The 16,933-nt window shown below is 67.1% G+C and carries 15 protein-coding genes; 2 read left to right on the top strand and 13 right to left on the bottom strand.

Going from position 1 to position 16,933, the window contains the following annotated elements:
* Positions 1-271: 271 nt before the first annotated feature.
* Entirely contained in the window at positions 272-1,246 is a 975-nt protein-coding gene (locus SYV04_RS00840) for an AraC family transcriptional regulator (RefSeq protein ID WP_321543626.1), read from the top strand.
* A 59-nt stretch (positions 1,247-1,305) separates the two neighbouring features.
* Here SYV04_RS00840 and SYV04_RS00835 read toward each other — a convergent pair whose 3' ends face one another.
* Together SYV04_RS00835 and SYV04_RS00830 are read right to left on the bottom strand one after the other, a co-directional pair.
* Positions 1,306-1,647 (bottom strand): VOC family protein, encoded by a 342-nt coding sequence (locus tag SYV04_RS00835; protein ID WP_321543625.1) that lies wholly within the window; start codon positions 1,645-1,647, stop codon positions 1,306-1,308.
* Positions 1,648-1,725: 78 nt separating this feature from the next.
* Positions 1,726-2,430: a DUF3014 domain-containing protein gene (locus SYV04_RS00830; protein ID WP_321543624.1), complete on the bottom strand. Its 705-nt coding sequence runs from the start codon at positions 2,428-2,430 to the stop codon at positions 1,726-1,728.
* A 421-nt stretch (positions 2,431-2,851) separates the two neighbouring features.
* On the opposite strand from SYV04_RS00830, the gene SYV04_RS00825 reads away from it, so the two are divergent.
* Positions 2,852-4,030, top strand: a complete 1,179-nt coding sequence (locus tag SYV04_RS00825; RefSeq protein WP_321543623.1) for a serine hydrolase domain-containing protein — start codon at positions 2,852-2,854, stop codon at positions 4,028-4,030.
* Between the two features lie 36 nt (positions 4,031-4,066).
* Here SYV04_RS00825 and SYV04_RS00820 read toward each other — a convergent pair whose 3' ends face one another.
* The 11 genes from SYV04_RS00820 to SYV04_RS00770 form a co-directional block, all read right to left on the bottom strand.
* Positions 4,067-4,954, bottom strand: coding sequence for an EamA family transporter (locus SYV04_RS00820; RefSeq protein WP_321543622.1), 888 nt, complete (start codon positions 4,952-4,954; stop codon positions 4,067-4,069).
* 69 nt (positions 4,955-5,023) lie between these two features.
* Positions 5,024-5,629: a hypothetical protein gene (locus SYV04_RS00815; RefSeq protein WP_321543621.1), complete on the bottom strand. Its 606-nt coding sequence runs from the start codon at positions 5,627-5,629 to the stop codon at positions 5,024-5,026.
* Between the two features lie 18 nt (positions 5,630-5,647).
* Entirely contained in the window at positions 5,648-7,417 is a 1,770-nt protein-coding gene (locus SYV04_RS00810) for a sigma 54-interacting transcriptional regulator (protein WP_321543620.1), read from the bottom strand.
* A gap of 79 nt (positions 7,418-7,496) precedes the next feature.
* Positions 7,497-8,303, bottom strand: a complete 807-nt coding sequence (locus SYV04_RS00805; RefSeq protein ID WP_321543619.1) for an outer membrane protein assembly factor BamD — start codon at positions 8,301-8,303, stop codon at positions 7,497-7,499.
* Positions 8,300-10,000, bottom strand: coding sequence for a serine/threonine-protein kinase (locus tag SYV04_RS00800; protein WP_321543618.1), 1,701 nt, complete (start codon positions 9,998-10,000; stop codon positions 8,300-8,302). The genes SYV04_RS00805 and SYV04_RS00800 overlap by 4 nt, the downstream gene beginning before the upstream one ends.
* 86 nt (positions 10,001-10,086) lie before the next feature.
* Complete coding sequence (locus SYV04_RS00795; protein ID WP_321543617.1) at positions 10,087-12,285, bottom strand: LamG-like jellyroll fold domain-containing protein; 2,199 nt, start codon at positions 12,283-12,285, stop codon at positions 10,087-10,089.
* Positions 12,286-12,374: 89 nt separating this feature from the next.
* Positions 12,375-13,556 carry an immunoglobulin-like domain-containing protein gene (locus SYV04_RS00790; RefSeq protein ID WP_321543616.1) on the bottom strand — a complete coding sequence of 394 codons (1,182 nt, stop codon included), beginning with the start codon at positions 13,554-13,556 and terminating at the stop codon, positions 12,375-12,377.
* A 543-nt stretch (positions 13,557-14,099) separates the two neighbouring features.
* Positions 14,100-14,981 carry an NAD(P)-dependent oxidoreductase gene (locus tag SYV04_RS00785; protein ID WP_321543615.1) on the bottom strand — a complete coding sequence of 294 codons (882 nt, stop codon included), beginning with the start codon at positions 14,979-14,981 and terminating at the stop codon, positions 14,100-14,102.
* A gap of 106 nt (positions 14,982-15,087) precedes the next feature.
* Positions 15,088-15,447, bottom strand: a complete 360-nt coding sequence (locus SYV04_RS00780) for an iron chaperone (protein ID WP_321543614.1) — start codon at positions 15,445-15,447, stop codon at positions 15,088-15,090.
* 105 nt (positions 15,448-15,552) lie between these two features.
* Complete coding sequence (locus SYV04_RS00775) at positions 15,553-16,026, bottom strand: carboxymuconolactone decarboxylase family protein (RefSeq protein WP_321543613.1); 474 nt, start codon at positions 16,024-16,026, stop codon at positions 15,553-15,555.
* Entirely contained in the window at positions 16,023-16,904 is an 882-nt protein-coding gene (locus tag SYV04_RS00770; protein ID WP_321543612.1) for an alpha/beta fold hydrolase, read from the bottom strand. The genes SYV04_RS00775 and SYV04_RS00770 overlap by 4 nt, the downstream gene beginning before the upstream one ends.
* Positions 16,905-16,933 lie beyond the last annotated feature (29 nt).

Raw genomic sequence — 16,933 nt, 5'->3', positions numbered from 1 at the left:
AGGTGTGCGGGTGTCTCAGTGTGAAGGGAAGGGTGAGGAGCATGAGCGGGATGCTCCGCTCCGCACCGGTGAGGCGAGCGCCAATCTGCCAGGGCGAGGCCGAGCCCACATTGACCGGGGCCGCCAGAAGACTGGCATGCTTCGCCACCGTGCTGAGCCTGTGCTGAGCCTGTCTCCCATGGATTCGTGTTCCTCGAACTCGTCTCGAAGCTTCCGCTCTGGGCGCGAGCCCCTGGCAGCCCAACCCACGGCATCCATGGTGTTCGTACGGATGCTTGCCCAGGCAGCGGCGGCGCGCGGCGCACGGGTTGACGATCTCCTGGCCCGCCATGGCGTCGAGCCAGCGCTCCTCGAGGTGCTCGATGCCCGGGTGCCTCATGCCCTCCTCGTCGACCTGTGGGAGCACGTCCCCCGCCGGCTCGGTGACGCCTCGCTGGGCCTCCGCCTGGCGCAGGTGGTGCCGCTCGGGACCTTCGAGCTGGTCGAGTACTGCATGCGCAACAGCGCCGACCTCGCCACGTGCTACCAGAAGCTGATCCGTTGGCAGCGCCTGCTGCACGACGCGGCCGGCTATCACTTCGAGCTCAAGGGCGACGTGGCGCGCCTCTCCCACCGGCCCGCACCCTCGCTTGAGGTTCCACCCCAGGCGACCGGCTTCATCCTGGCGAAGCTGGTGACGATCGGCCGGCAGCTGACGGGAGTGGCCTTCATGCCGCGCACCGTCTCCCTCTCGTACCCGCGCCCGGTGGATGACACCGAGCACACGAAGGTGTTCGGCACGGGCGTGCGGTTCAGCCAGCCCGAGGTGTACTTCGAGTTCGATCGGGCCGTGTTCGACCTGCGCATCCAGGGGATGGACCCCCAGCTCTCCGCGCTCCTGGAGCGGTATGCGCAGCGCAGGCTGGAGGAGATTCCACAGGCTGTGGACTGGGTGGACGATCTGGCCCACCGCATTCGGCAAGCCCTGCGCGGCAGTGTGCCGGACGCGGCGACGCTGGCGCGCCAACTGGGCATGAGCACGCGCACGCTGTCACGCCGGCTCCATGAGCGCGGGCTCACCTTCCAAGAGGTGGTTGACCAGGCGCGGAAGGAGCTCGCGCTGCGGCAGCTCCTCAACAAGGACCTCAAGGTGCTAGAGGTCGCCTTCCAGCTGGGCTTCTCGGAGGTCAGCACCTTCTACCGGGCGTTCCGTCGCTGGACCGGCACCACGCCCGCTGCTTACCGGCGCGAGGCCATGGGGACGTAGGCGTCCATGCGCACCGGATGCTTTCGCTGTCGAGTTGGGCGGCGCTTCGCCATTCGCGGCTAGATCGGCCAGCCGACTCTCACGAGCGTGCCGCTCGGATCCGAGACAGCGAACTCCCGGAGACCCCAAGGTTTGTGCTGTGCCTCGAGACCGAAGCGGGCGGCAAGCACGTCGACATTCTCGGCGTAGAAGTAGACGCCGTAGGAATTGCGCTCGGGAACGACCCAGCCAGGGACCGTGCCGGTCAGATGAATGCTCGCGCCACGCGAGTCCCGCAGGATCCGATAACCGTGGGTGGGGTAGATCGACTCCACCTCGAAGCCGAGGCGTTCATAGAAGGCCTGGCTCTCATCGAGGTCATTGCAGGGAATGATGGGGACGAGGCGATGCTGCGGGTCCATGGGCGAAGCTCCTTCGCGCCGCAAGCCAGCTCTGGGCCGTGGCACGCTGTCGAGCTTGCCACGGAAGAGGGCCTCTGCTCAGCGCCGGGCCAGCTTCAACTCGAGCGCGCTGGACAGCTCGCGCAGCTTGTCCTGAATCCGTGCGACGTTCTGGGGACCCATGCGCAGCAGGTGCTTCTGGGCGGGGTTGAGTGCCTCGAGCGAGGCGTCCTTGTACGCCCACACCGCGCCGCGGGGCACCACCTCCACCTCGCCGCGCACCACGGGCACCTCCAGCATGCTCTGGATGGAGCTTTGGAGCGCCTGGTCGAAGCGAGCCCCCGGGCGAGCCAGGGTGGCGAAGGTCGCGGAGAGCGACGGGCGCAGGGTGGCATAGACGCCCGCGACCGCTTGCGCATCCAGAGAGCAGAACACGCGGGTCACTCCGTCATAGCGCGCATGACTCGCGGGGGAGATGAAGGTCCCCGTCTTGCGCTCGCTCACCGTGAATGCACCCTGGGGAGCGAGGAAGGAGAGCGGCTCGCGGGGGCTGTTGCCCTCGGCAACGGCGGCCACCGCCGCGACGACGCGCTCGACAAGCCCAGCCTCCTGCAGCCAACGCGCGAACCCGGGGTCGGAGGAGAGGGAGTCGAGTGCCACGCGGGGAGGCGGGACGTGGCCCAGCTCACCCTTCTCCTGTGGCACCGCGACCGCGGAAGACACGGGCGCGGGCTGGGGGCCGCGCTCGGTAGGGCGGGTGCTCGGCTGGATCCACCATGCCGCGCCCGCGATCAGGCTCGCCACGAGGAGTCCCAACCCTGCCAGGGTCAGGCCTCGAGAGGACGAGGAGGGGGCGGGGGCAGGCTGTGAAGGAGGGCGCGGCGAAGAGTCGTTCATCTGGGATACCTCTCGAAGGGCAAGGGGGTGGGCAACACCGCCACGGACGAGAGAAGCATTTGGCGTGCCGTCCCCGGGTTCGACCCGCTGGCCGAATCCGGTGGTGGCTCGAGTCCGAGGGAGCGCACTCCTCCCTGGAGCACGCTCGCCTGCTCTCGTGCGGACGCGTCGGACACCCGCCACCGTGGCAACACGCGTGGGTGGACTGGCGTCCTGCCACGGTTGTAGTGGCCGAGGGCCGCGCGGGACGGTTGATAGGCAGCAGGGAAAGGCGTTAAGCGCGCTCCCAGCGTTGCTGGCGAACCAGTACCGGTCGGGAGCCGAGCTCATGAACACGCTGCGTGCCTGGAGTCTGTGTGTGCTGTTCGCCAGCGGTTGCGCCACGGCGCCGGTTCCCCGAGAGGTGCCACCCGTCCCCGGCATGGCCGAGCTGGATGCCGAAGTGGAGCGCGCGATGGCCGCGACCGGCGCGAAGGGGCTGGCGCTCGCGGTGATCGACAACGGGCGTGTGGTGGCGGCCAGGGCTTACGGGGCACGCAATGCGAAGGGCGATCCGCTGAGGACGGACACGGTGATGTACGGCGCTTCGATCACCAAGACGGTCTTCGCCTACCTGGTGATGCAGCTGGCGGACGAGGGGCGCCTCGACCTCGACGCCTCGATCGCGCGGTACCTGGACAGGCCGCTGCCCGACTATGCGGACGAAGACCGGTACTCGACCTGGTCGCACCTGGCCGACGACGACCGCTGGAGGGCCATCACGCCGCGGATCCTGCTCACCCACAGCGCGGGCTTCGCCAACTTCGGCTTCCTCGAGCCCGACGGCAGGCTGCGCATCCACTTCAATCCTGGCAGCCGCTACGCGTACTCCGGTGACGGGATCATCCTGCTGCAGTTCGTGCTCGAACGCGGGCTCGGGCTGGACGTAGGAGCCGAGCTGCAGCGGCGCGTGTTCGACCGCTTCGGCATGCGCAATACCAGCCTGAGGTGGCGGCCGGACTTCGCGCGCAACCTGGCCGACGGTTGGAAGACCGACGGTAGCGTGGAGCCGCACGACGAACGCAGCACCGTACGCGCGGCGGGTTCGATGGACACCACGATCCAGGACCTGGCGCTCTTCGCGGCAGCGCTGGCGCGAGGCGAAGGTTTGTCGCCTCGGGCCTTGGCCGAGATGACCGAGCCGCGGCTGCGGATCACCACCCGGAGCCAGTTTCCCACCCTGCAGGACGAACTGCCGCAGGAACAGCAGCGCTGGGATCTGGCAGCGGGCCTGGGCGTGGTGGTGTTCGACGGGCCACAGGGGCGCGGGTTCTTCAAGGGCGGCCACAACGACAGCACGGGCAATACCCTCGTGTGCCTGCCGCGCGGGCGCCGCTGCGTGCTGATCCTGGCCAACGATGTGCGTGCCGAGGCCGCGTTTCCGCGGCTGACCAGCTTTGTGCTGGGTGAAGCGGGCGTGCCCTGGAAGTGGGAGTACGGCGATAAGGCATTCTGGACCGGACGTTGATCGCGGCCTGGACGCGACAGCCAGCGACACGGCTGCTCATGCGTCCACTGGCGGAGGCACGCGGCGCGCGGTGAGAGCGGCCCCCGCGGACGCGGCGCTCACGAATACCAGCGCGAGCCACTGTGTCACGGTGAGCCGCTCGCGCAGGAATACCAGCCCCGAGAGGGCCGCGGCCGCGGGCTCCAGGCTCATCAGGATGCCGAAGGTGCGGCTCGAGAGCACACGCAGCGCCATCATCTCGAGGGTGAAGGGGATCGCACCGGAGAGGAGCGCGACGGCCAGGCCCCCCGCGAACAGTGGAGGCGTCAGGCGTGCCGCGAGTCCCTCCGCGAACGAGAAGGGGAGGACCGTCAGGGCCGCGAACAGCATTCCCGTCGCGACGCTCTGCCCGCCCAGGAACACCTTGGAGACGCGCCCGCCGAGCACGATGTATGCGGCCCAGAATCCCCCCGCGAGGAGCGCCAGCAGCACCCCCAGCAGATCGAGCGAGCCGACTCCACCCCGCCACGGTGTAATGAGAGCAATGCCGGCCGCCGCGAGGACCACCCACAGGAAGTCCGAGGCGCGCCTCGACCCGAACACCGCGAGCGCCAGGGGCCCCGCGAACTCCAGCGTGACGGCGAGCCCCAGCGGGATGCGCTCGAGCGCCATGTAGAAGCTCAGGTTCATCGCGCCGAGCACGACCCCATACGGGATGACCGCGCCCCACTGCGCACGTGTGAGCCGCGTGAGCGGTGGTCGGAACACCGCGAACAGCAGGATCGCGGACAACCCGATGCGCATGCCCGCCGTGCCCGCCGCCCCGAGTGCCGGGAAGAGCTCCTTCGCGAAGGCGGCGCCGCCCTGCACGCTGATGACAGCCAGGAGCACCGCGGGGATGGGGGGCAGGGTCCACGGAGGACGACCCGAGGGGGCCTCATTCATGCGCGTGACCCTAGCCATTCCCCGAGGACATTGCTCCCACCGTCAGCGCGGAGGGACGCCGCGGTTGCGTCAGGGCGGCGGCGGGCAGTCGAGCCACAGCCTCCCGGGCCAAGTGCCATTCCGGCTGGACAGGTCGGTCTTGCGCCAGCCCCCGTGCTCTCCATAGGTCCGGGGCGGCGTGAGGACGTAGGTCTCGTCCGTGGGCCGGTGGTGGAAGAGCGTCACGGGGTGACCCTCATTCCAGTCCATGGCGCGCTCCACCTCGCCCCGAGCCCAGCGCGAGTCCAATGCCTGCAGCAGCCGCGAATACTCCTCCGGGGAGGGTGACTCATGAGGACAGAGCGGCCCGAGCAGGGGTTTGTTCGACCGGGTCCGGGACATGGCGCGCTGTTGCCGGAAGAAGTAGCCGTCCTGAGGCTTGTCCACGGGCTCCCAGAGTCCCGGTGCGGGGAACTCGGGCGCCACGTAGCGGTACACCACGCCCGAGGTCGGCTCGCGGTACCACTCCTCTGGAAACGTCGCCAAGGCCCGTTTGCCCACCTGGATGCGCTCCAGCGCGCCGCGCTCCACTTCGGCCTTCAGCTGGCGCTCGAGCCGCTCCACCTCGCCGCTCGTGTAGAACTGACGCTGGGGGTGCAGCCTCTCGAAGATGTTGTCGGATCGGGACGGGCTCATGTTGGCGCAGGGGAGACGCTACTCGGGCTTCTTCACGCCCAGCACCTTCAGCCGATACGACAACGTCCGTACCGCCATGCCCAGCTTCTTCGCGGCTTCCGCCCGATTCCATCCGGTCGAGGCGAGGGCCTCCTGGAGCATCCTGGCCTCGAACTGCTGCACCTTTCCGCGGGCCTGATCTGGCTCCGGGCCCACTGGAGCGGAGGCCTTGCTCGGACCGGCTTCGGGGCGGTGCTCCCCTGTGCGCACTCGCGCGGGCAGGTGTTCCGGCCCGATCAGCACGCCCTGAGTGACGACCACCGCGCGTTCGATCACATTGCGCAGCTCGCGGACATTTCCGGGCCATGCGTAGGCTTTGAGGAGCGCGAGTGTCTCCGGAGAAATGCTCTCGACCCGGCGGTTATTGGCCTTGTTGGCCGCGTTCAGGAACTTTCGTGTCAGTGGCTCGATCTCATCCCGGCGTTCACGCAGCGGCGGGATCTCGATGACCACGCCGCTGAGCCGGTAATAGAGATCGGACCGGAACGTGCCCGCCTCCGCCATGGCCTCGAGGTCGCGATGCGTGGCCGCCACGATGCGCACGTCCACTTCGATCTCGCGGTTCGAACCCACGCGGTTGAAGGCACCCACCTCGAGGACGCGCAGCAGCGAGGCTTGCGCCGCGGGTGGGAGCTCGCCGATCTCGTCCAGGAAGACCGTGCCGCCATCGGCCTCCTCGAACACGCCCTTCTGCTGTTGCTGGGCGCCGGTGAAGGCCCCTCGCTCGTGCCCGAAGAGGGTGCTTTCGACCAGATCCTTGGGGATCGCCCCGCAGTTGACGCGGACGATGCGCCGGCCCTTTCGCGGGCCGCTCTCGTGGATCAACTGTGCCAACACCTCTTTGCCCGTACCGGTCTCGCCCTGCAGGATGACCGGGATGCGCGAGGTGGCAACACTCGCCACCGTCTCGAGCACCGGCCGCATCACCTCGCCAGCGATGAGCGCTCCTTCCGGGCTCTCGCCCTGGGCGAGCAATGCCGCCGGGCCGCCCTCCACGGGGTGCTCGGTCGAGGCCCGATGGGCGGCCTCTCGAGCCGCTTCGAACAGCGCGTCCGCGGTGCTACCGGAGGCCGGGTAGAGGGCAAGGCCCACGAGCAGCTGGCCGCCTCCGCCGATGCGCGAGGCCGCGATGGCGCGGGCGATTCGATGGACCTCCTCGGCGCCGGTCTCCGGCAGCAACACCTCGAGCGCGCTGGAGCCGTAGAGCGCCATGAGATCGACCGGGCGGAGGTGACTGCGTACGGCCTCGATCCAGGAGCCATCTTCCCGCTCTGCCGTGGCGCCTCCTCCCCTGGACAGCACTCGCACCAGGAGCAGACCGAAGGGGCGGCGAAACTGCTGGGCGCGGGTGAGTTCCTCCTCCAGGTGGTGCCGGATCAGCTCTTCCCGGACGATGCCAAGAGAGTCCCCCGTGGCTCCAAGGGCCTGCACCTGAAGGGCGACGCCACCCAGGACGATCTCATCGCCGATCGTGAGCTCGATGCGGGCGACACGGCTGCCGGCGAAGAAGGTGCCGTTCTTCGAGCCGAGATCCTCCACCAGCACCCGCGAGCCGGAGAGGAGGAACCGGGCGTGCTCCCGCGACAGGTTCTGGTCCTCGATGCGGAGCCCCGCCTCTGGAGCGCGTCCTACAATGAGCGGAGTGTCCGGCGAGAGCAGGCGCGACACCTTGGCCCCCGCGCTGTTGGCGATCAACGCGACGCGCAGCCGGACAGGTGGCAGGTACGCACGAACCAGGAGCCCCTCCATGCTCGCGGTCTCTTGGGCGTCGCCCTGCGCTGATGGGTCCCTCGGCATGAACTCACCTCCAGTCGAGGCAGGGCTCCTGTCACGGCAGGCGTAGATCGAAGCCGAGCCCTGCATGGGCCGTGACGGCGAAGCGCTGGAGATCGTCCCGGCGGGTGAAGAAGTAATCGGCTCCCAGATCTACCACGCCCACGAGGCCGGCTGGCAGCGCGATGCGCCCACCGAGCACGGGCCCTACGCCATAGGTCTGCTGCCCGGGCAGCAGGCTGGCTCGCAAGCCCAGGAAGGGTCTCAAGACTCCGTAGCCCGGGAGCACGCCGCCTTGCACCTGGAAGAGCGGGGGATGGCCCAGCATCATGCGGATGCTGCCTTCCAGGGAGCCGTGCTGGAAGGTGAGTCCCACCCCCAAGGTCCACCGACGATCCACGGCTTCGAAGAGGCCAAGCGCCTCGGGTCTCAGCGTGCTGGAAACCGCAAGGACGGCTCGCCGCTGCGCTTTCTCTCGCGCCTTCTGAAGCGCGGCCTCTTGGATGGCGAGCTGTCGCCCGGACTCGACCTGCTGGCGGATGAGCTCGGCGAGTGACACCAGCTCTGGCGGGAAGCGCACGGGATCCACCCGCACCTCGGGGTGCTCACGCGCGAGCACCTCCAGCGGTTTCCGAGCCTCCTTCTCCTGCCCCAGGGCGTACAGGGCGGCCGCCAGGTAGATGCGGGTCAGCGCCCGGCTCTCGGAGGGCAGTTGAGGATCGGCCAGCTCCTGCTCGAACCGCCGGGCCGCTGCCTCGAAGTTCCCATACTCGTAGTGCTCGATTCCCGTCGTCTGCGCCGAGGCGGAACCTGAAACCAGCAGGAGCGCCACCACCATGAACAGCCCAGGGCGGAGCTTCATGGCGAGTGGGAGGAAGCCTCGGCGCTCAGGTCAGCGATGTGTTGCAGCTTGCCGCCGGCGGGGATGACGAGTGTGCGCCGATAGTTCGCGAAGGCCGGGTTGCGGAGCTCGAGCTCATGCGCACCCGCGGACAGCGTGTAGCTGTGGGTGGGGGGCACGCGTCCGAGCTTCTGCCCATCCACCCAGACATCCGCCCAGGTCCCCTTCATCACGAGGTGGAGGATCCCGGTCGCCGCTGGCTGCGGAGCAGGCTCGGGAGGGGCGGGCTCGGGTAGCGCGGGCACGGGAGGTGCGGACACGGGCTGGACCGAAGCAGCGAGAGCGTCGGCGGGCGGAGGCACCACGGGCGCCTTCCGCCTGGCGGGGGAGGGCGCGGCCTCTCGACGCCTGACTGTCGCCGTGGGTACGGGAGCGGGAGCGAGGGCCTGGATCGGTTCCGGCTCGGAGCGCGGCGGCTGGAGCACCACCTGGGTGAGGGAGGGGCTCGTCGCGGGCTGCGCCACGAGAGACGGAGCGGGGATGAGTGGGGCCGGCGGATGGGACTCGCGAGTCATGACCGCGCCCAGCCCGAAGACCAGTGTCAGGACGCCACCTGCCGCCGCGCTCCACCCCCAGAGCGACCTTCGCTTGGGAGGTGTGGCCTTGGGGCTCGGAATGCCCGGAGCAGGTTGCAGTGTCGCCGTGGGAGGTGTGGCCGGTGGATGCTCGACGGCGGTGAGCGCACGGGCGCTCCGAGGCCCTGAGTGCAGGCCGGAGCCTTCCCGAGACGGGAGCAGCTTCCTGAGCTGGCTCGCCACCTCGCTGGCCGAGCCTGGACGCCGCTGGGGCTCCTTGGCGAGCAGCTGAAGGACGAGCGCATCGAGCTCGGGGGGCAGCTCCACGAGCAACGAGGGCGCGGGCGGAGGCGTCTTCAGGTGGTGGGCGACGATCTCCATGGGAGAGCGGCCGGTGAAGGGCCGCTGCCCCGTGAGCAGCTCGAAGGCGATGACACCCACCGCATAGAGATCCGTCTGGGGGCTCACCGCCTCGCAGAGGGCCTGCTCTGGCGACATGTACTGGGGCGTGCCGACGACGACGTCCGAGTGCGTCTGCGGGATGGTGCCCTGGGGGGTGGTGCTGCGCTTGGCGAGCCCGAAGTCGAGCACCTTGATGGACTCGGTCCCGTTGGATTGCCGGGCAACGAAGATATTGCTCGGCTTGAGGTCCCGATGGATGACGCCCACGGCGTGCGCGGCGGAGAGCGCGTCGAGCACCTCGCAGAGCAGCGCGACGGCCTCGGTAAGGGGCAGGGGCGTGTGGGCCTGGAGGCGCTCATTGAGGGGGCTGCCCTCCAGGTACTCCATGACGAGATACTGGCCGACACCCGGCTGCTGACCGAAGCCGAAGATGTCGATGATCCCGTGGTGGCGGATGGCGCTGGCCGCGCGGGCCTCGGCCAGCAGCCCGCGGGCATGGGCCCCCTGGGATTGCTCTTCGCGGATGAGCTTGATGGCGACCTTGCGGCCGATGGTGAGGTGCTCACCCTCGTAGACAATGCCCATGCCCCCGCTGCCGATATGCCGGCGCACCACGTACTCGCCGAGGTGCTGGCCCAACATCGCGTCAGGGACGAGCGTTCCATCGTGAGGGCACACCATCGCTCCCACGGGCACTGAGTTGCCACAGGTGCTGCAGGAGAGGGAGGCGCGTGCGCTCATGACGTGAAGAGAGCCTCTTCACGTCATATCACGACACGGTACACCCGGACGGATGGGTGGCAGCCTGTCCGCCAGCCATTACCGCCTCAATGTAATGGAGCGCGATGCGGCGGACGAGGGCGCGGCCTCAGGAGCCCGAGCAGCAGCAGGGCCCATGGCCAGGAGCCCTGCCATGAGGTGGAGCCGGCAGCGCAGCCCAAGGCGTAGGCGCTGCGCCGTGAGGTGGCGAAGTGTACCTCGGGGAGAAGGGGACCGATGTTGCCAGCCTTGTCGGTGGCTTTGGCGGAGACGCGGTGCGCTCCCCAGGGAAGAGAAGCCTCGGGCAGGCTCCTCCAGACGCCTTGATCGTCTGCTCGAACCGAGCCGGCCTCAACGCCGTCGATGAGGAGCGTCACGCTCGTGCCGGGCTCGGCGGTGCCGGAGAAGCCAGGCTTTGCCGTGAAGAGTTCCTGCCCCGGAGCTGGCTCCAGGAGAGCGGGCTCCAGAGGCGCCACGGTATCCACCATCCAGGCATGCTGGGCTGCATCGGGGTCCACATTGCCTACCTCGTCGCGCGCTCGGACGGCGAGCCGATGTTCGCCATCGTCCAGCGCAGGGAAGACGCCAGGGCATTCGGTGAAGGCCGCTCCGTCCAGGCTGCACTCGAAGGTGATGCGGGACTCGTTGGAGGTGAACGAGAAGGTGGGGTTTCGCAAACGGGTAGCAGGCTCGGGAGTCGAGGCGAAGCCCGTCTCGGGAGGCGTCTTGTCCACTCTCCAGGAGTAGGTGGTGGGCGAGGGCTCGATGTTGCCCATCGTGTCGCGCGCCTGGACCCGAAAGGTATGTGAGCCGTCGCTGAGGGACGGGGGGACGAACGGAGATGTGCAGGGCTGGAAGAGGGCCTCATCCACGCTGCACTGGTAGCGGAGGTCCTGCACGTTGGCGTTGAAGACGAAAGGGGTGGCGTCCTGGCTGGTGGGGTTGGCGGGTCCTTCGCTGATGGTTGTCGCCAGCACTCGCGGGAGATCCCCCGCGTTGAAGTGGGCAGCGATGCGGCTCGGTGACAGGACCGTCCGGTAGATGCGGAGCTCCGAGATGGCACCCTTGAAGAAGGGGGTCAGCGGATCCAGCGAGCGGCCCAACCAGGCGTTCGGGGTGGCGCCCAGGCTGGCCGGGGTGAGCGCCGTGCTCCCGCGTGCCACCTCCAGGCCATTGACATACAAGCGGGTGATCCTTTCCGTATGGTCCATGGTCACCACCAGATGGGTGAGCTCTTCCCACGGGTACTGGGAGTGGCTCGCGACCATCATCGCCTCGCGCTCACGCGGGGCAGTGATGCCAAAGAGGAGCTTCGAGTACTGGGTCGAGGCCAGGTACATGGAAAGCTGCGTGTTGTCGTTGAAGTCGAAGATGCGCCCCCAGAGCGGCGCCTCGGAATGGCTCCACTTCACCCAGATTTCGAAGGTCGCATCCTGGAGTTTGGAGAGGGTTCCGCCGATGGGCAGGTGTACGTAGGCGCCCTCTCCGGGCAGGACCACCTCGCCGTTGGCAATCGTGGCGCCACCCTCGAGGGTGCCATGCGCGCCGCCCACGGAGTCTTCACCGCTGGTGGTGAAGCCATAGCGGTGGACCAGCTCTGGCTCGCGCTCCGGAGCCGACCGCAAGTTGAGCCGCAAGCGGTTCTCACGGGCGCCGATGCCGCCGCAGTAGCCACCGCCCGTGAGGTTGACGATCTGAGTGCCGCTGAAGGTAGCGGAGCCCGCGGGTTCGTTTCCACCGAGCACGAACTGATCGAGCACGATGTCGAAGGGGGTGCCCCTCAGGTCGATGTTGCCCCGGCCGGTCACGGACCCGAAAGTCACGCAGTCGCTCGCGCCCCCCAGCGGGTTGACGTAGATATACAATTCTCCGAATTGCATCCAGCCCTCGCTCGTGGAGAAGGTGGTGTCGTCGAGCAGGAGCGTGAGTGTCGCGGGGTTGAAGCGCACCTTGGTGAACCACGTCGTCTGACCGGTAGGAGACGTGTTATCGCTAACACCGTAGTGCGTGTAGTTGAAGGCGCTCCCGGTATTGGGCAGCGTCAGGTATTCCCGCGGCGTGCCAGCCATGTCGTGGCAGAACACATCCACCGGCTGGCCGCCGAGCCCGAGCGTGTAGGTCGAGTCCCCGGCAATGGGATTCCCCGCGCGAATCTCGGCGCAAGAGGCGACCGCGTGGCTGCTGCCGGGCAGGAGCAGCGTGGCTGCCGAGGCCAATGCCAGCCAGAGGGGCTTGCGATGTAGGGAGGAGCGCGCGCGGGGTGTCATGTCTGGGAGTCCTTGGGAACAAGCCAGCAGCGGGCCGAGTTTAGCCCGCTGCAACACGGATGCCTTTACCCGGGTGGCTGTACCGGGACTCACCAGGGACAGTCGACGACGTCCACGGTGCGCGTCACGGGGGCGGCGCTGTTCCCGCCGCTGTCCGTCAGCGTGTACGTCACCGTGTACTGGCCCGCGGCCCAGCCGTTCACCTCACCCGAGCGCTCCACCTGGGACGTCAGGTTTCCGTAGCATGCATCCGTCGCGCTCGCGCCCGGGTCCACCCACGGGCTGCCACACGTATGCACGCTGTGCCCGGGCCCGTTGAGCGTGAGCGTCGGAGCCGTCCGGTCCTCCACGTTCACGGTCCGGAGGGCGCTCACCGTGTGTCCCTGCGCATCCCACGCCGCATACGAGACCGAGTACGAGCCCTCGGCGCTCGTGTTGGGGCCCGGCCCGGACGCGTCCGTCCCCGTGTTGTAGGCATGCACCTGAATCGGATTGCCGCACCCATCGAATGCCTGTGCACCCGGATCGCTGTAAGGAGCCGAGCCGCACTCCAGCGTCAGCTCCGGGTAGCCATTGAGCACGATGCTGGGCTCACCCGAATCACACGGCTCCGGCGGAGCGGACCGCCAGGCGAGCCGCAGCTGGTTGTTGCCGGTGCCGATGCCGCCGCAGTAGCCACCGCCCGTGAGGTTGACGATCTGGGGGCCGCTGAAGGTGGCCGAGCCCGCCGCCACGTTCCCTTCGATCCGGAACTGGCCAGGCACGATGTCGAAGGGTGTGCCCGTCAGATCGACGTTGCCCCGGCCGGTCTGGGAATAGGTGTTCACGCAGTCGCCCGCGCCCGCCAGCGCGCTGCTGTAGACGTAGGTGTTACCGAAGCGCTTCCAGCCCTCGCTCGTGGCGAAGGTGGTGTCATCGAGCGTGAGCGCGAGCGCCGCGGGGTCGAAGCGCGCCTTGGTGTACCAGGTCGTCTGCCCGCCAGGCGCCGTGTTCGGCCCTCTGCCGTAATAGGAGTAGTTGGTGGTGCTGCCGGTACTGGGCAGCGTCAGGTACTCCCGCGGCGTGCCGGCCATGTCGTGGCAATGCACCGCTACCTGCTGGCCGCCGAGCGTGAGGGAGTAGGTTCCATCCCCGGCCGAGGGGTTCTGCGCGCGCACCTCGGCGCAGGTCGTGGCCGCGTGACTGGTGCCCGGCAGGAGCAGCGGGGCTGTGGCAGCCAGCGCCAGCCAGAGGGGCTTCCAGTCGGGTAATGCGCGAGCAAGGGAGGGCATGTCGGAAGAGTCCTTGAGAACCGGCCCACATGATGCGGGCCTGTGCTCCTTCCAAAGCATCCTTCGTGCCGGCTGCCTGACGAGTGTGGCGGTGGTGCCCCGGCGGCAAGTTCTTGCCCGCCGGCAAGCGCTCCCGGGCAACTTCTTGCCGTGCGTGATGCTACGGCCCCAGGCTCACGGCAGGTGATGAACGACGATGCATCAGATGGGCACGGAGTTGCAGTCGATCCCTCGCACGGAGATTCCGAAGTGGTGGCCGATGCCCCTGACCATAGACGCGGAGGTAAGCGCCCCGGTCCATGCCGCTCGACCGGGAGCACTCGAAGGGTTCATCCATCCGTGGGCCGCCGTTCAAGGCCATGATGGGGGTCTTGAGCTGAGCCCGCGAGCCGCGAGGTCCATCGCACATGGAGTGCGCTGGAGGGCTCTTCCCCACGAAGGCACAGGATGCCGTGCTGGCTGCGGCGGTGAGCGTGATCGCAAGAAGGGTGCGTGGGCGGGAACTCATGGTGAGCCCTCGGAGTGATCCATTGTCCACGCGCGTCAATCCTGCATCAGGGTACGGAACACAGCTGGCAATTCCTGGCCACCCAAGCCTGCGCTGATGGCTCGCTTGTAATTGTCGAGCAGCTCGTTCGGGAAGCGCGCGCTGATGCTGGCATCCCTGCTCAGCCGGACGATGTGCTCGATGGCAGCGACGTGGGTATTGAGACTGCACTGGTCACCCGAAAAATCGTTGCGATCGATCATTCCCTGCGCGGCATCGGCGGTGACGGAGATCAAACCGAGGAAGGAGTTCTTGTGGGAGAAAAAGGTCTTCGGGTCGAGACCTTCAGCCTTGCACATCGCCGCGGCATGGAGGAGCGCCAGCGAGCTCCCGTAGTAAGACCCGAGAATCGCGCAGTCGAGAGTCGCGGCGGACCCGATCTTTTCATCGACGTAGACCGAATTCTTGGCGATCGCCTGGAGGGTTTCGAGGTGCCGGTCGAAGACCGAGCGCGAGCCGGCGTAGAAAACCGTCGCGTAATCGGTGGCGACGAAGCTCGGGTAGGCGAGGATCGCGGCGTCCAGGTAGTCCACGCCGTTTGCCGTTGCCCACGTCAGCGCCTCGCGAGCGTCCGCGGGTGAGCCGCTGGTGAGCTGAACGAGGGTCTTTCCGGCCAGTGCCGAGGAGACTCCCTCCGAAGAGAACAGCTCGGAGCAGGCGGCATAGTTGGACAAAGAGACGACGACGAGCTCTCGTCCCGATACGGCCTCGATCAGGTTCTCGAACGCGAGAGTTCCACCGCCTACGTTCTTGGCTTTGCCTGGAGTCCTGTTCCAAACAGCGACTTCGTGACCCGCCACTGCGAAGGCTCGCGCCAGTGCGCTCCCCATGAGACCACTGCCGATGACTACAATCTTCGTGGGACTCGTGACGGCCATCTTCAATCTCCGATTCGCTTCCAGGGTGGCGTGCCTCCGAACCGTTCGCTCAGGAAGGGCAGGAGGGCACGGACCTTCGAAGGTATCAGGCGCCCCGGGAGATGGCCTATGTCGCCGCACCTCGCTGCTTCACGAGGTGGGCGACGACCCGCTCGATGAGGTCGTAGGGGACCGGCTTGTTCAGCGGAAACTTGAGGGTGTCCTTCGCGTCGCGATAGGGCGCGAGTTCCTCCTCTATGGGAGCGTTGGAGCGGTAGATCGGGTAGAGACCGATATGGCGTTTCCAGGCAGCGAAATACACCGCATGCCGGTCGTCGAGCATGAGCGCCGGCATCCCGTACTTGATCTTCTCGTCGGCTGTAGGCAGCACCTTCCGGATCGACTGCCGGACCTTCTTGAGGATGACCTGGACGTCTTTGGGGCATGCGCGGATGTAGTCATCGATGCTCGCGAACTTCTCTGCCATGGCACTCCCTTGGGTAGTGGGCTCCTGCGTGAGCCTTGCCCCATGGACTCCCGCGCTCCGCCAAACTCATCGGTCGCTCTCCGAAAAAGAAGTGACGCAGAGCGGCTAGGGCTTCTTCGGGGAGTACGTCCCCGGGGTGTATCCACCGGGGACCGTGCGGCTGGAGATGACGATCCGGTTCCACGCGTTGATGGTGGCCACGGCCAGCGTCAGGTCGGCCAGTTCCTTCTCGGAGAAGTGGGGCTTCACGGCCTCGTAGACGGAGTCCGGCACGTGCCCCGGTGCCAGCTTCGTGACGGACTCGGTCCACCGCAGCGCTGCCCGCTCACGCTCGGTGTAGTACGGGCTCTCCTCCCAGGCATCCAGCCCGTACAGCCGCTGCTCTGTCTCCCCCAGGGCCCGCGCATCCTTCCAGTGCATGTCGATGCAGTAAGCGCAGCCGTTGAGCTGTGAGGCGCGGAGCTTGATGAGCAGCAGCAACGGCTCCCCCAGGCCGCACCCATGCAGGTAGTTCTCCAAACCCAGCATGGCCTGGAATGCCCCAGGTGCCACGGTTGCCATGTTCATTCGCTGCTTCATGACGCTCTCCTTTCGAAAAATTCAGACAGAATGGGCAACAGGATCTTGGCATCAACCATATGGTCTTGCTTGGGTACTCGGCAAAGAATGGAGCCGGCAATGGCGTTCGCGAGTTGGTTCGAGACACCGTGCATGCTCTCGGGGCTCTTCTCGCCGTAGGTGATCTGGATGGGGATCTTCACCTGCTTCGCTCGATCCAAAGGCGGCAAATCACGTGTCAAAGCGATGTCGTACATAAGGGTCGGCGCCAAGCCTTTGATCTGTTTCCATCCCGGCATGAGGGGGATCAGGTAGGCGAAGGCTTTCGGCATACCGATTCCAATCAGGAACCGCTTGACCGCTTGTCCATTCTTGCTCTGACGCAGAAGACTCGAAACCTCTCGTTCCAAGCCGGTGTATTGCTCTCTTTCCTCCTCGCGATGAAGGTAGGCGGCGTCATAAAGGAAAACCTTCGCGACCTTATGGGGGATCCGTAAAGCCGCCTCGAGAGCCAACACCGCCCCAGAGGAATGGCCGTAGACAAAGGCGGATCCTCCTGCCGCATCGATAATGGCTTCAAGGTCCTCGATCTCCCGCTCGAGGGAGTAAGGTTGAGTGTCTTCGCTGTCGCCGCGCCCCCGGCGGTCGTAAGTGTAAACCTTGAATTTTTCAGCGAATATTTTGGCGTCTTTCACGATGGGAAAGAACCGCCGGAAACAGGTCGCACCCGTCACGTAGACAAGTGCAGGGCCCTGGCCCGAAACGTCATACGCCAACCTCGTCCCGTCTTTGGATTTCGCGATATTCATTTCACTCTCGTTGTTCAGGACGCTGAAGCGCATTCCCGGTTGGGGACCGGGAGCGAGCCCGTGGACACCTGAATCCTCCTTCCCCGCCACTCTGTGGAAGTGCTCCTCATGGGTCAACG

The sequence above is a fragment of the Hyalangium ruber genome, from assembly GCF_034259325.1.
GTDB classification, from domain to species: Bacteria; Myxococcota; Myxococcia; order Myxococcales; family Myxococcaceae; genus Hyalangium_A; species Hyalangium_A rubrum.
Note: the sequence above shows the minus strand (reverse complement) of the source record. Positions and strands in the feature narration are given on the sequence as shown.

Coding starts and splice junctions, on each gene's coding strand:
- SYV04_RS00840 (WP_321543626.1), top strand. CDS start 272: ATGCTTGCCCAGGCAGCGGCGGCGCGCGGCGCACGGGTTGACGATCTC.
- SYV04_RS00835 (WP_321543625.1), bottom strand. CDS start 1,647: ATGGACCCGCAGCATCGCCTCGTCCCCATCATTCCCTGCAATGACCTC.
- SYV04_RS00825 (WP_321543623.1), top strand. CDS start 2,852: ATGAACACGCTGCGTGCCTGGAGTCTGTGTGTGCTGTTCGCCAGCGGT.
- SYV04_RS00820 (WP_321543622.1), bottom strand. CDS start 4,954: ATGAATGAGGCCCCCTCGGGTCGTCCTCCGTGGACCCTGCCCCCCATC.
- SYV04_RS00815 (WP_321543621.1), bottom strand. CDS start 5,629: ATGAGCCCGTCCCGATCCGACAACATCTTCGAGAGGCTGCACCCCCAG.
- SYV04_RS00810 (WP_321543620.1), bottom strand. CDS start 7,417: ATGGAGGGGCTCCTGGTTCGTGCGTACCTGCCACCTGTCCGGCTGCGC.
- SYV04_RS00805 (WP_321543619.1), bottom strand. CDS start 8,303: ATGAAGCTCCGCCCTGGGCTGTTCATGGTGGTGGCGCTCCTGCTGGTT.
- SYV04_RS00800 (WP_321543618.1), bottom strand. CDS start 10,000: ATGAGCGCACGCGCCTCCCTCTCCTGCAGCACCTGTGGCAACTCAGTG.
- SYV04_RS00795 (WP_321543617.1), bottom strand. CDS start 12,285: ATGACACCCCGCGCGCGCTCCTCCCTACATCGCAAGCCCCTCTGGCTG.
- SYV04_RS00790 (WP_321543616.1), bottom strand. CDS start 13,556: ATGCCCTCCCTTGCTCGCGCATTACCCGACTGGAAGCCCCTCTGGCTG.
- SYV04_RS00785 (WP_321543615.1), bottom strand. CDS start 14,981: ATGGCCGTCACGAGTCCCACGAAGATTGTAGTCATCGGCAGTGGTCTC.
- SYV04_RS00780 (WP_321543614.1), bottom strand. CDS start 15,447: ATGGCAGAGAAGTTCGCGAGCATCGATGACTACATCCGCGCATGCCCC.
- SYV04_RS00775 (WP_321543613.1), bottom strand. CDS start 16,026: ATGAAGCAGCGAATGAACATGGCAACCGTGGCACCTGGGGCATTCCAG.